The organism is Photobacterium aquae, assembly GCF_001029445.1.
Taxonomy (GTDB): domain Bacteria; phylum Pseudomonadota; class Gammaproteobacteria; order Enterobacterales; family Vibrionaceae; genus Photobacterium; species Photobacterium aquae.
Genome location: NZ_LDOT01000020.1, coordinates 67,816 through 81,418, shown reverse-complemented (window position 1 = coordinate 81,418; position 13,603 = coordinate 67,816). Strand labels below are relative to the sequence as shown.

Sequence of the window (13,603 nt, the reverse complement as noted above, 5' to 3'; positions counted from 1 at the left end):
CAAAATATCGACTTTTTATCGGATTAATTTGTATCGCTATTAGCCTGATGTGACTCTCACGTACAATCCCCTCTAACTCCCCCTTGAAAAAGGGGGAGTCTTTTTGTCAAATGCCAAATACAGAGAAAACAGCCCTACCCTTCAGGTGTATAACTCGTAACACCTGACACCTTATGTCAAACTATGCTAAACGTTATTTCAAGATTTCGGACAGCTCAAGGCTGGCTCTTGCCAATGCAGTGGCCAAACTCCCTCACCCATAAACATTAAATTCACAAAAGACACTATCTCCGATAGTAACAGTGTCGGGAATGATAACGTCTGCTTCCGTTAAGGCATTATTTGCAAATGCATAATCCCCAATAGAAGTAACAGAATTAGGGATAGTCACCTTCCGTAATTGTTCATCCTCAACAAAAGGCCATCCCTCACGATCCTCAAAACCATCACATTCGGTGTGATTTTCATGTGATTCTTCACAATATTCATCATAAGTACGAAGACAGACGCTGCAGCCATCACATTCATAAAAACCACGTTCTTCACCTGTGTGATCATAATATTTATCATGCTCACTATCATAAGTGTATTTTACAAAAGCCTCAGCACCAATAGCCTTCACAGGCGTTCCGTCTAATACCTCAGGAATAACAATGTATTTATAATTGGCCATATATTTAACTATTGTGCCTGTACTATGATTAAACTCTACGTCATCTCGTGTCAGGATATGTGGCTGCTTTTCACTACTATTATCGATTACAGGTGAATCACTTGATAACTTATTACGATAAAACGCATAATCCCCAATTTTAGTAACAGAATCAGGAATGGTTACGTTTGTTAACAAATTAAATTCAAATGCACTCGCTCCTAGCTCAACAACTGAATCAGGAATCGTCACGCTCGTTAATAAGTTACCTTGAAACGCACCATCTCTTATTTCAAGAACAGAATTAGGAATAGTTACACTCTTTAACAAATTACCTTTGAAAGCTCGACAGCCAATAATAGTCACTGATTCAGGAATAGTTACGTTCGTTAATTCATTGCATTCAAACGCAGCATCCTCTATAGAGGTCACAGCGTCAGGAATAATCACGCTTGTTAAAGAATTATTAGCAAACGCGTTAGAACCAATATAAGTAACAGATTCAGGGATAATAACACTCGTTAATAAATTAAATTGAAACGCATAATTCCCTATATATGTCACAGAGTTAGGGATAGTCACACTGGTTAAACCGTAAGTGTTATCCATCAGCACGTTATAAAATTCTGTTATAAACGCACTAGAACCGATTGAAGTGACAGGTGTACCATCAAAATGATCAGGTATAACAATGTTTTTATAATCGCTCGTATATTTTTCGATCGTACCTGTACTTACATCAAATTTTACATCATCCAATGTAAGGGTATGTGCTTGGTTCATTCTTAACTTCTTACTTAAACAAAAATAGTAATATCTGAAATATATCCTCACTGACCCTCTTTCACATAGTTATTTTTTTATCATCGTAATTTCGCTCTATGTATTACAGCCCGATACCATATATGACCATTTTGATGAAAAAACCTATCAGATACTGAAACAGGTGTAGCTATAAACACGATTGAACGTTTGTGATGATTTCAGGGGGGTTTGTAAGAGAGCTGGAGGGCGAGTGTTTGTTGCCACCTCCCCCTACATTACAGAGAGAACAGCCCTAGCAGCCTGGCTTAACTGAACAAATGGAGAGCAAACTTGTAAACAGAGGTCGCTTTATGTACATTACATACCGACCGGTCGGTTTGTTAACTTAGTTATTGATAAGTCTTATGAGCAAAAAGAACCAAATTATTCAGTCAGCCATCGAACTGTTTGCAACTCATGGTTATGAAAACACTTCAATTTCATCAATTTGCACGCATGCCGAAGTATCAAAAGGCGCCGTTTTCCATCACTTTAGTAATAAAGATGAACTCCTAAGAGCCGTGTTTATCCACATGGCGGAGGTCATTAATGAAGTTGAAAACGATATTGCCCCGCAAAATGAAGGACTACCGGCTTTAGAACGGTTGGTAAACCTTCTGGAGCAGATCTTTCTGACGATGGCTATGACTGAAAGACACCTGTCTTACCAATTTGAATTTCAACTTCTCAGTCAACCGACGACGCGAGCTATCTTGAAAGATTTAATTGATGACAGATATCAGAAGATGTTGGACCAATTCCAGTCGATCTTACAAGAAATACCGACAGCAAATGGGGTTGTCGACAGCCATATGTTGATAGCTGAAATTGATGGTATCGCTTTGAATTACGTATTCTACAAAAATGATTACCCCATAGAGACAATCAAAAATCGTTTTATCAACAAATACTTATTACTTTTAGGTTTTGAAAAACGAAAATGAAAACGCCACACGAAATACAATACGAAGCCTTCGCAGCCGAAACTGCCTACTATACTGAGCAGCACGCAAAGCTATATGCCGATTTTGCGGATAACCTGATAGCCGATAACAGTTTCTCTATCGTCTATGAAGGCGTAGCACATGCATGCTATACCCCTATCACCATAGATGCCGCACCACACCTGAAGTGCTACATCCTAGCCCCTCTGGCCGTATTACCCGAATATCAGGGACAAGGTTACGCTACCCGACTCATGGAAGAGGCAGAGAAACAACTAAATGCTGATGCAATTTTTGTATTGGGTGATCCCAAGCATTACAGCAACAGGTATAACACGCCTCACAAAGTCGGGTTCCCCGTTGAAACTCAGGCACCGGTAGAATGTTGGTTCGCCCGAGAACTAACTCCCGGCACCTTAAGTGAATTAGGTGAGTCGACCTCTAGCATATCAGGTCCTTTTGCAGACCCATTGATGTGGAAAGAGCCAAGCGAACAAATCTAAATAGAGAAGAGAACCTCGGATATCATTAGATAGCCCGCTAAACGTCAGGTGTCTCACGGCACCTGACACATCATGCCAAGCGCTGTTTCAGGATTTCGGCTTGTTCTAGGTAAGTGGGTTCCTGCCAATGCTGCCAGCCCAGCAGATACCAGAGCAAGGCCAAGTATTCACACCACGGCTGCCAGTAAGCAACGGCTTGGTGCCAGTGCTTAATCTCCGTAGGGGCGACAATACCTGCCGCTTGGCAATACTGGAGCACGGCGTTGTGGGGATCTAGCCCGTTGGCGGCAATCGTCATGGTTAAATCCAGCGATGGATCACCAGCGCTGGCGTACTCCCAATCAATCACCCGCAGCGGATCGCCGACGATAATATTGTAACGACCGAGATCATGATGGCAGCAAGTGTCCCCGAACCATTGCAGAGTGGGCGCAGCTTGAAATCGGTGGTGAATGCGGTGCAATGTGACGTCCTTGAGCTCTGAAGCTAAGGCTTGCCAGTAATGCACGCCTCGTTCGCGGCAGTCCAACCGCCATGATGGCGGCGGCAGGCGATGTACCGCAACCTGCAAGGATAACAACGAAGCGGTATCGAGCTGATCGTCAGCCATCTCCCCTTCTACCCACTCCACCAAAATGCCTTCGGGCAAAGCGACAAACAACGCAGGGGCCAACAAGGGCGATGTGGACTCAAGCTGTGACAGTATTGCAGCCTCGTGCTGGCGAGATACCCCAAACGCCTCGCTCGCCGGAGAGTTGGGTCGCCACACAAGGTGAAGTGGTTGGCCGGCATGTTCGGCCTGAATGCGGTAACAACGGTTACTCAGGCCACCATGCAGCGGTGTTGCCTGCAAGACATGTACTGATGGCAGGCGCTCCCCCAGCAGTGAAATCAGGGCCACGGGGCTTTCTGCCCAGCCAGCCGAGTTGTTCTTTTTCATGGGAAAATCGCCTGCCTATCAGCTACTACCAATTACCAGCCAAGTAGGCTTTTTGATTCTTGCTTGCGGATTTCCGTTTCGTCAGCCCACTCGATAAGGCCCGTTTCCAAATCCATCAAGCGCATGGTCATCTTGTAGTAAACGTCTTTGTCGCTGCCTGCGTTTTTCACAATGCTCGACAAGTTGCCGTACAGCATGTACTCGGCACCGACCATTTTGCCGAACTGGATAGCTGTGCTTTTGTTCACCAACTCGTCGTTGTTTTGGAAGTTAAGCTGCTTGCGCACAGACTCGACGCGGGTCATATCCACAAAGCGGAACTTGCCCGAATTAAGCAAACGGGTGCTGACCGAATCGGTGATTGACTCAGTGTCAATGTGCTCGCTGGTCTTGTTCTTGATGCTGTCGACCATGATGATCGGGCGCTTGTTGTTACCGGTAATATAGGCAACCGAGCCGGAAGAGAGCATGCTGTCGGTCATCTCCTCGGCGATCTTCTGTAGATCGGTCGAACCGAATTCGATGGTCGTTGTTTCGACTTCTTGGGCATCGCCATAACTCACTTTCTGGGCACACCCGCCAAGCAGGGCCACTACGCCCATCAAGGCAATTACACTTTTCTTCATTTTCATACCTATACACTTACGACTCGGCAGCCTTACCACCTCGTCATTCCCCTAACATTCAGTTGTTCGAAACCGGTGCCGCTTATTAGTAGTCGGCCTTGCGGATATAAATACGGTATTGGGTCGCCTTGGACTGGCGGGCTACGGCTTGCAAAGTCATACGATCCTTGCCATGCAAGACAACCTGTCGCCACGGGCTATCACTGCCACTCACTTCTAACCCTTGGGCGTCATACCAATAGAAACGGTATTGCAGCTTCAAGTCACTGTCGGTGGAACTGGATACCGGCACCGAAGCCTTGAGCAGACCATTCACCGAGCTTACTGCGGCCTGCTCGATAGTAAGGCGCCTCGCCAAATCCGGATTGCCAATCACCACACTTTGGTTGCTGCTTTCAATGCTGATGCCGGATGTTGTCGCTGAACAGCCAACCAGCCCCATCACTACGGCCAACACAAGTAAAAATCTCATCAATTATCTCCCAATAATACTGACCATCCCGTTAGCGCACTTCCCTGCCGAGATACCCATACCAATGTTGTCCGGCCAGACTTCACAGGTACTGCTACCTGATGGCCGTTCCAGTCAAGCGTATACTGCCCGGCAGCGACATCCTGCTGGGCAAGCCCCACCGCAGCAGGCAGTGTTTGCCAACTGCGTGTATCCGGTTGTTCTGTCAAAGTGTTAAAAATATTCGCCAGCGCATTGCCGAGATCATCCCCCTGCTGGGCGGAGGCCCTGCGTACTTCGTTCTTGGCAACCGCGCGAAGCATCTGCCTCACAACCAGTGTCGGCAACGCTTCATGCAAACTATATTGCGCCATCCCGTTGATATTCGCCAATGGCTGCTCAGCAAGTGCTTGGTTGCCCAGACGCAATGATGAGTAGGCCGGAAGCGCGGTCTGAGGGTAGTAAGGCAAAGCCAGATTGTACATAGCCCCATAGCCTTGGCTGCTCGGCAGCCATAGCGGTAATCGCCAGCCATCAAGCGCCATGACGACACCTTGCTCATCAAGCACGACCACTCGGCCTTGGCCCCGAGGCAATGGCTGGTAACGGCCATAACGAGCTTTCAGCGATGGCAGATCATCGACCATATCCAATCGGGTGGCCAAGCGCAGCACGCTCTGGGCGACATAGCGGTTGTTAGGCGCAACGGCCAACGCGCGAGTATAGTCAATATACGCGTTGTTCAAATCACCGTTCGCCTCATAGAGCAAGCCAGATAGATAGAACAAATACCCATTCTGAACATTGCCCAGCATGTCACCCACCTGTGGGTAACGCGCCAGCACTGCGCCGAGGTTCTGGCTAAGGCCGTTGGATTGTGCCGTCTGCTCGGCTTTTTCGAGTGCGGCCTGCCGCTCTTTGCGGGCAGCCATTTGAACCTGATTGGCACGGCGAACCTCCACCAGCGCCCCTTCTAGATCGCGCTGCTGGATATAATTCAGAGCCAGGTAAAGATGAAGGAAACCCAGCTCATAATCGGCGGGCTTGTAGGTGATCATGTTATCGTTGGTCAGCAAGGAGCCGGCTTGGTTGAGCCCTTCAGACACCTGATACTCAGCCGCCTGCTGTTGCGCTTTAACCGCGTTGTCGGCGTGCTGCAATGAAGAAAAACTCAGGGGATAAGCGCCAGCAACAAAGCCTACCCGGCCCCGCTCCATACCATCGAGGATATCGCCCGCGGGCGCATCAGGTAATGCCGCCAAAGCCTGTTGATAATGGCCTTGCTGCATTGCCTGATACGCCTGCTCATTAGCGGCGCTGTAATGACTGAACAAATTCTGAGCCGACAGGTTGGCACACGCTGTCATGCTCAAAGAAAGCACCGCAATGGCAGCATACTTCAACATTTTTGTTTTCACCTTAATAAAAAGTCTGAGTACTGATAGAGCGTCTAGGGGGTATCCCGCCACGCCATTACCTGCCACTCAGACTTTATCTTCAGCTTGAAGTTCCTTACTGGTACCGCGTTATACGCTTTTCCGATACCAGCGGCTAAGCATTAGCCTACAAGCATTGGGCCCAGAGGACGGCCACCCAGAAGGTGCATATGCAGATGGTACACTTCCTGACCACCGTAGGCATTACAGTTAACAATCAGGCGGTAGCCATCTTCGGCAATACCTTCTTGTTCAGCCAACTTACGCGCAACGGTAAACAGGCGGCCCATCATCAGCTCGTCTTCTTCTTTCACATCATTCACTGTAGGCAGAAGCTTGTTAGGAATGATTAAAATGTGGCTTGGCGCACGAGGGTTAATATCACGGAACGCTGTCACCAAGTCGTCTTGGTACACCACGTCAGCCGGAATTTCCTTGCGAATAATTTTGCTGAAAATGGTTTCTTCGGCCATGTCATACTCCATTTATCATTATTTGATTCAACAGCAGTATGCTCGACAAAATCCCACATGACAATATTGAACACTGTTTGAAATGATTTTTCCACCCCATTTTCAATTTCAGCGCCATTTTTTGATGCAGAGCTCAAAGAATGCGGGGGATTATTTCCGTTATTATCGTTGTAACTGACTATTTTATAAATTGTGTCAGTTATGCCCAATCTTTGGCAAACCAAGGACTTGCCGTGGACTGAGTATCACGATTTATACGAAGGCACTACATTACAATATCTTCGTATTTTACATTTTTGAGTAAGTTCGCTGTCGCTTACTGGCATTATTTTTTAGGGACAATATGAAGACAACAAAGAAACCCTCTGTCATACGCCGTATGTACATAGGTTTTGCCATACTCTTAATGCTCTTCGTTACCACGCTAGCTATCACGCTAAACGGGACGAGTACCATCCACCAACAACTTCAGGAAGTCACAGCCCGAGCGCTGCCGTTGGTTTCGCTTTCCAACCAAACCAGCGTCAAGCTATTGGCTGCAGACAAAGTCTTCAAAGACTATCTGACCAGCCAAAACCCTGAACGGATGCGGGCCTACACCAACCAATTCGCCCAATCCCAAGTGGAATTCAACCAAGCTCTCGAACGCCTTATCACCGCCAGTGAGGGGAACGCCAACCTCACCAGCCAGCTTGCCGCCCTCAAAGCCCTTGAGCAACGGTATTTCGCCGAGGCCGAACAGGCGATGACCAACTACCGCAACCAGCTCGAAGCTCAAGCCGAGCGCCAGAAAGCCACCCGACGTTTCCAGAAGCTCCACGGCGAGCTCGACGGGAAGATGAAGAACTTCGTCAACGAGCAAGACAGCATCTCGGTCAAAATGATCGCCAAGAACTACTTCATCAAACTCGAGCAAACCGAGGCCATTACCTCCGATGCGCTGGCAACCGAAGACATGGCGATCATCGACAAAGCCGTGCGCGACAACAAACGTTACGTCAACCACCTCAACAACGCATACCGCAGCCTGAGCGCGATGATGCCGCAACTCAAATCCGTCTTCGCAGAGACCATCGAGCAGTATTCGCGTGACATCGGCAAAAGCGGCGGCGTGCTCGACAACCATGCCCGTTACATATCGGCCCGCAATAAGCTCTACCAGAACATCACCACCCTTGCCCGTGAGATCGACGAGGCCACCAAGCACCTCAACAGCTTCAACGATCAGGCCAACCAGCTTATGAACCAGGCAATCGTCACCGCGGACAATACCTACCAGCGTGGCCTCAACAACGCGATTATGATGGGCTCCGTCGCCATCTTGTTCGCGCTGGCCATTGGCTGGAACCTGTCTCGTAGCGTGCGCAACCCCCTCAATGCCGTACTAAAAACCCTTGAATCTCTTGCCCGTGGCGACATGACCCAACGTAGCCCGAGCAGCAAATTCAGCGAGTTCAATACCCTTGCCGTTGATATCAACACCCTCGCCGACAAGCTTCAGGAAATCCTCGGCAAACTGAGCGAAGCCTCGCAAGGGCTGACGTCGGTGGCTGCGGAGAACCATACCACCACCAGCCAAGCCAAGCAGCGGCTCAATGAACAGCGCCAGCAAACCGCCTCAGTGGCAACGGCAATGACCGAAATGGAACAATCGGTCACGGATGTGTCCAACAGCGCCCAGCACACTATGGCCCGGGTACAGAACGTCGAAAAGGCATCCAATACCGGGCGCGAGGTGATGAGCCGCAATATCAACACCACTCACCAGCTTGCCGAGCGCCTCGACGAGTCGGTGCAGGCGGTCTCCAACCTCCAGAGCATGAGCAGTAACATCGGCTCTATTCTGGATGTGATCCGCAATATCGCCGACCAAACCAACCTGCTGGCCCTCAATGCCGCCATCGAGGCTGCACGGGCGGGCGATCAGGGACGTGGCTTTGCCGTTGTCGCCGACGAAGTTCGGATCCTCGCCAAGCGTACCACCGACTCCACCAGCGAAATCGAAGAGATGATCCAGAGCCTTCAGTCACGCTCAGGCCAAGCGGTGGCGGTCATGCAAACCTGCGTCACCGAAATGGAAAACAGCGTTGCCCTTGCCTCCGATGCCAACAGCGCGATGGAAGAGATTCAGGCCATCATTCTTGATATCAGCCAAATGAGCACCCAAATTGCTCAAGCCGCCGAGGAACAGCGCAGCACCACCACCGAAATAGCCCGGACCTTGGAAGATATCAGCCACATCGCCGATACCAACTACGCGGCAATGGAGGAAGTATCAGACGCGAGCACCAAGCTCGATACCCTTGCCCAGCAGCAAAACGACCTCGTGCAACAATTCAAGCTATAGCCCGCCTCTCTCACCATCCTGCCGGACGCCAGTCGTCCGGCAGTGACTCCCTACCCGACAAAAATGACAATGATCAGCGCGTTACGGCCAACAAGAGGCAAACGATTGGCATTTTAATAATCAGATAGTTCACAACCATGCATATCCACCTTTACAAGGCTATCGCGAAGGATTTAGAATCGGTCGATTTTTTTGGAGGGAAGTACTATGACGACATTGACGATCACGCGCCCGGATGATTGGCACACCCATCTACGTGATGGCGACGTGCTTAATGACACGGTTCGCGATATTAGCCGCTATATGGGACGCGCTATTATCATGCCAAACCTTGTCCCGCCGGTGACCACAACCGATGCAGCCCTGGCCTACCGCGATCGAATTCTTGCCGAACAGCCCCAAGCCCATTTCTCTCCCCTCATGACCCTTTACCTCACCGACAACACCACTTCTGACGAAATCCGCAAGGCCAAAGCCACCGGCCATGTCTACGCTGCCAAGCTCTACCCTGCCGGAGCCACCACCAATTCCGATTCCGGTGTCACCGATATCGACAAACTGATCCCTGTTTTGGAAACCATGCAAGAAGTCGGTATGTTATTGCTGATCCACGGCGAGGTGACAACCCACAACGTCGACATCTTCGACCGTGAAAAAACCTTCCTCGATACCGTACTCGGCCCAATCGTGGAAAAAATGCCAAACCTCAAAATTGTGGTTGAGCACATCACTACTCGAGAAGCCGTCGAGTTCGTCAAACATGCCGGACCGAACGTGGCGGCAACCATCACGGCTCACCACCTGATGTTCAACCGCAACCACATGCTGGTTGGCGGTATCCGCCCGCATTTTTACTGCCTGCCAATCCTAAAGCGCAATATCCACCAGCATGCGCTGGTAGAAGCAGCAACCAGCGGCAACCCGAAATTCTTCCTTGGCACCGATTCAGCACCACACGCCCAAGGCCGTAAAGAATCTGCTTGCGGCTGTGCCGGTTCGTACACTGCCCACGCAGCCATCGAACTGTATGCCGAAGTCTTCGAGCAGGCAGGCGCACTCGACCAACTAGAAGCCTTTGCCAGCCTCAACGGCCCTGCCTTCTACGGCCTGCCAGCCAATACCGACACCATTACCCTAGCAAAAGAAGAGTGGTCGGTTCCCGAGACAATGAGTTTCGGCAATGATGTTGTCGTCCCTATCCGCGCAGGGGAAACTATGCGTTGGAAAGTCGCGGAATAATCCAATCGCCGCAACACTATGTTCTTAGTGACACAACGACCGTAATAACACAAAGGGGGCTTTCGCCCCCTTTTTCGTTTCATAGCCCATAGCTCTACTGCGCGGGCGCAGGTTTGGCTGCTACCTCGCCGGGCAACGGCACATGATGGAACAAGCGGTACAATACGGGCACCACAATCAGGGTCAGAACGGTAGCAAAGCCCAGTCCAAACATGATTGTCACGGCCATTGGCTTGAAGAAAACATCAGGCAATAGCGGGAGCATACCCAGAATCGTCGTAATGGCCGCCATACAGACCGGACGAACACGGCTCACCGCCGCATCGACTACAGCAAGGTATTTATCCTTGCCACTGGCAATTTCAATCTCGATTTGATCAAGCAGCACAATCCCGTTTTTGACCAACATTCCCGACAAGCTCAAAAAGCCCAGCAGGGCCATAAAGCCAAACGGGGTATTGAGCAATAGCAGCCCGGTTGTCACCCCGATAACGGCCAACGGAACCGTTGCCCACACAATCAGCGCCTCCTTGACCTTGTTGAACAAGAAGATGGTGATCAGGAACATCACCAAATAGCCCATCGGCATGGTCTGGAACAGCGAAGCCTTGGCATCGGCCGATGATTCATATTCGCCGCCCCACTCCAACGCATACCCCGGCGGGAAGGCCAACGCTTCAATCTGCGGCTGGATCCGTGCCTGTACCGTGGCAGCAGTCTCATCGCCCAGCGGATCAGGGTCGGCCATTACCGTCAGCATCCGCTTGCGGTTCTTGCGGTTGATAAGCGGATCTTCCCAACGAATATTGACCCCGGAGATCACCTGTTGCAGCGGAATGTAACCCTGAATCGCAGGGCTCCAAATCTTCATCCCCTCAATGGTGCTGACATCCACCCGCTCCTCATCAGGCAGGCGGGCGATAATCGGCATCAAGTTGGTGCCATCGCGATATACCCCGACCGTCAAGCCCGTGAAGGACATCTGCAGCAGATCATCCACGTCTTTTTTGGTAATACCGTAACGGCGCGCCTGACTCTCATTGAAAATAGGCTCTAGCACCTTGTTTCGCTCACGCCAGTCATGACGGATGTTAAATGCACCGGGATCGGCATTCATGATATCCACCACCTGCTTGGCCAAGCCACGCAAGACAGTCGGATCGGGGCCGACCAAGCGCGCCTCGATTTTGGAGCCGGAAGATGGGCCCAGCATGATTTGCTTGAGCTTGTATTCCAACTCGGGGTGACGGGTATCCAGTACCTGACTCAGCTTGGCCATGACCGGAACCACATCCTCAAAGCTGTTGACCCGAATAATCAACTCACCATACGAGGAGTAACTCTTCTCCGGCGAGTAGGTCAGCATGAAACGCTGTGAGCCCTTACCGGCACTGGAGCTGACATAAACAACCTTGTCATCCTTGGCGATGACTTCCTCTAGCTCCTTGAGGGTGGTGTTAGTGGCGCGAATATCCGTGCCTTCAGGCAACCAGACATCCACCATGAACATCGGGGTGGTCGATGCCGGGAAAAATGACTGCTTGAGCAAGGTAAAGCCATACAGACTGCCCCCTAGCATCAGTACCAGCACTATCACGGTCAGCCATGCCCGCTTCATACAAAATTCAAGAAACGCCTTGTACCAAACAAACAGCTTACCGGCATAGGGATCCACATCATCGCCATCACCGCTGGTCTTCACTCCCCTGAAAAACAAATCGCAGAAGAATGGGGTCAGCGAAATCGCCGTGAACCAGCTGAGCATCAGGGAAACCAGCAGCACCGTAAACAGGGTCCGGCAGTATTCCCCGGTCGAGTCCTGCGACAAGCCTATAGGTGCAAACGCCATTACCGCAATTACCGTCGCCCCCAGCAGCGGCCACTTGGTCTGGGTCACGATATCGGACGAGGCCTGCATCCGCGTTCGCCCCTTCTGCATCCCTATCAAGACCCCTTCGACCACCACGATGGCGTTATCTACCAGCATACCGAGCGCGATAACCAGCGCCCCGAGGGAGATACGCTGAAGATCTATGGCCATCCATTTCATGAACACGAATGTCCCCAGCACCGTCAGCAACAAGATCAGACCGATCAGCAATCCAGATCGCAGCCCCATAAAGAACAGCAGCACGATGATAACAATCGCCACGGCCTGGCCCAAACTGACGACAAAACCACTGACGGATTTGTCGACCTCTGTCGGCTGGCTGTACACCACCCCAATATCAATCCCTATGGGCTGCTGCTCGCGCAGCTCCTGCAAGCGCCGCTCGACCCGCGTCCCCGCCTCGACCACGTTGATCCCTTCGATAAACGAGATCCCAACCTGCAGCGATTGCTTGCCGTTATAGGTGATAAGGTTATCGGGAACCTCCTTGAAGCTCCGTTTGATATCGGCTACGTCACGCAAATATATCAGCCCTGCCGCACCGGATTCGGTGATGATCAGATCCCCGAGCTCATCCACATTTTGGAACTCTCCCGTCGGGTGAACCCAGATATATTCATTGCCGATCCTGACCGCCCCGGCACTGGTGACCAAGTTTTGGGTTTCCAAAATGCCGTAGATGGTCTGTGGAGAGATACCAAGGTTACTCAGACGCTGCATCGAAATCTCGATAAAGACCTGCTCCTGCTGGGTTCCCGTCACCGACACCTTGCCGACGCCGTCAACCAGCTCGATCTCCCGCCGCAGATAATCCACATAATCGCTCAGCTCCTTGTAACTGTAGCCATCACCGGTCACCGCCAGCAGGATCCCGAACACATCCCCGAAATCATCAATCACCTGAGGCTCCTGCACCCCGGGCGGCAGCGACGGCTTGAGATCGTTAACCTTACGCCGCAACTCATCCCAGATCTGCGGCAAATCATCCGGCCCGTAATTATTCTTCATGGTTACGGTAATTTGCGACAAGCCACGGCTGGAAACGGAATTGACCTCATCGATATAGGTCAGCTGCTGAATCGCTTTCTCTATGGGATAGGTCACCTCCTCCTCAACCTGCAACGGCGTGGCTCCGGGATAAGCCGTCACGACCATCGCATCTTTGATGGTAAAAGCGGGGTCTTCCAACCGTCCCAAACCGAAAAACGACATGGTTCCGCCAATCAGAAAAATAAGCGTCAACATCCAGCTGATCACTTTATTCTTGATAAAATAGGCTGCGATATCTTGCTTCATG

The 13,603-nt window shown here is 50.7% G+C and carries 11 protein-coding genes; 4 read left to right on the top strand and 7 right to left on the bottom strand.

Annotation, left to right across the window (positions count from 1 at the left end):
- Nucleotides 1-253: 253 nt before the first annotated feature.
- Entirely contained in the window at nucleotides 254-1,435 is a 1,182-nt protein-coding gene (locus ABT56_RS23285; RefSeq protein ID WP_053062494.1) for a leucine-rich repeat domain-containing protein, read from the bottom strand.
- Between the two features lie 386 nt (nucleotides 1,436-1,821).
- Between ABT56_RS23285 and ABT56_RS13650 the strand changes: the two genes are divergently transcribed.
- Nucleotides 1,822-2,400 carry a TetR/AcrR family transcriptional regulator gene (locus ABT56_RS13650; RefSeq protein ID WP_047879440.1) on the top strand — a complete coding sequence of 193 codons (579 nt, stop codon included), beginning with the start codon at nucleotides 1,822-1,824 and terminating at the stop codon, nucleotides 2,398-2,400.
- A complete protein-coding gene (locus ABT56_RS13645; RefSeq protein ID WP_047879439.1) occupies nucleotides 2,397-2,903 on the top strand; it encodes a GNAT family N-acetyltransferase in 507 nt (168 codons plus the stop codon). The genes ABT56_RS13650 and ABT56_RS13645 overlap by 4 nt, the downstream gene beginning before the upstream one ends.
- Before the next feature lie 70 nt (nucleotides 2,904-2,973).
- Here the strand turns inward: ABT56_RS13645 and ABT56_RS13640 are convergent, their stop codons facing one another.
- The 5 genes from ABT56_RS13640 to hinT form a co-directional block, all read right to left on the bottom strand.
- Complete coding sequence (locus tag ABT56_RS13640; protein WP_053062493.1) at nucleotides 2,974-3,843, bottom strand: phosphotransferase; 870 nt, start codon at nucleotides 3,841-3,843, stop codon at nucleotides 2,974-2,976.
- Between the two features lie 32 nt (nucleotides 3,844-3,875).
- Nucleotides 3,876-4,469 carry a penicillin-binding protein activator LpoB gene (gene lpoB, locus ABT56_RS13635; RefSeq protein WP_047879438.1) on the bottom strand — a complete coding sequence of 198 codons (594 nt, stop codon included), beginning with the start codon at nucleotides 4,467-4,469 and terminating at the stop codon, nucleotides 3,876-3,878.
- A gap of 85 nt (nucleotides 4,470-4,554) precedes the next feature.
- Nucleotides 4,555-4,941, bottom strand: a complete 387-nt coding sequence (locus ABT56_RS13630; protein ID WP_047879437.1) for a YcfL family putative periplasmic lipoprotein — start codon at nucleotides 4,939-4,941, stop codon at nucleotides 4,555-4,557.
- A complete protein-coding gene (locus ABT56_RS13625; RefSeq protein WP_053062492.1) occupies nucleotides 4,941-6,326 on the bottom strand; it encodes a COG3014 family protein in 1,386 nt (461 codons plus the stop codon). Before ABT56_RS13625 ends, ABT56_RS13630 begins: the two co-directional genes overlap by 1 nt.
- A 152-nt stretch (nucleotides 6,327-6,478) precedes the next feature.
- Nucleotides 6,479-6,829, bottom strand: coding sequence for a purine nucleoside phosphoramidase (gene hinT / locus ABT56_RS13620; RefSeq protein WP_047879436.1), 351 nt, complete (start codon nucleotides 6,827-6,829; stop codon nucleotides 6,479-6,481).
- Nucleotides 6,830-7,172: 343 nt separating this feature from the next.
- Between hinT and ABT56_RS13615 the strand changes: the two genes are divergently transcribed.
- Both ABT56_RS13615 and pyrC read left to right on the top strand, forming a co-directional pair.
- Entirely contained in the window at nucleotides 7,173-9,176 is a 2,004-nt protein-coding gene (locus ABT56_RS13615) for a methyl-accepting chemotaxis protein (protein WP_047879435.1), read from the top strand.
- A 207-nt stretch (nucleotides 9,177-9,383) separates the two neighbouring features.
- Nucleotides 9,384-10,415, top strand: a complete 1,032-nt coding sequence (gene pyrC / locus ABT56_RS13610) for a dihydroorotase (protein ID WP_047879434.1) — start codon at nucleotides 9,384-9,386, stop codon at nucleotides 10,413-10,415.
- Nucleotides 10,416-10,509: 94 nt separating this feature from the next.
- Here the strand turns inward: pyrC and ABT56_RS13605 are convergent, their stop codons facing one another.
- Nucleotides 10,510-13,602, bottom strand: coding sequence for an efflux RND transporter permease subunit (locus ABT56_RS13605; protein ID WP_047879433.1), 3,093 nt, complete (start codon nucleotides 13,600-13,602; stop codon nucleotides 10,510-10,512).
- Between the last annotated feature and the right edge of the window lies 1 nt (nucleotide 13,603).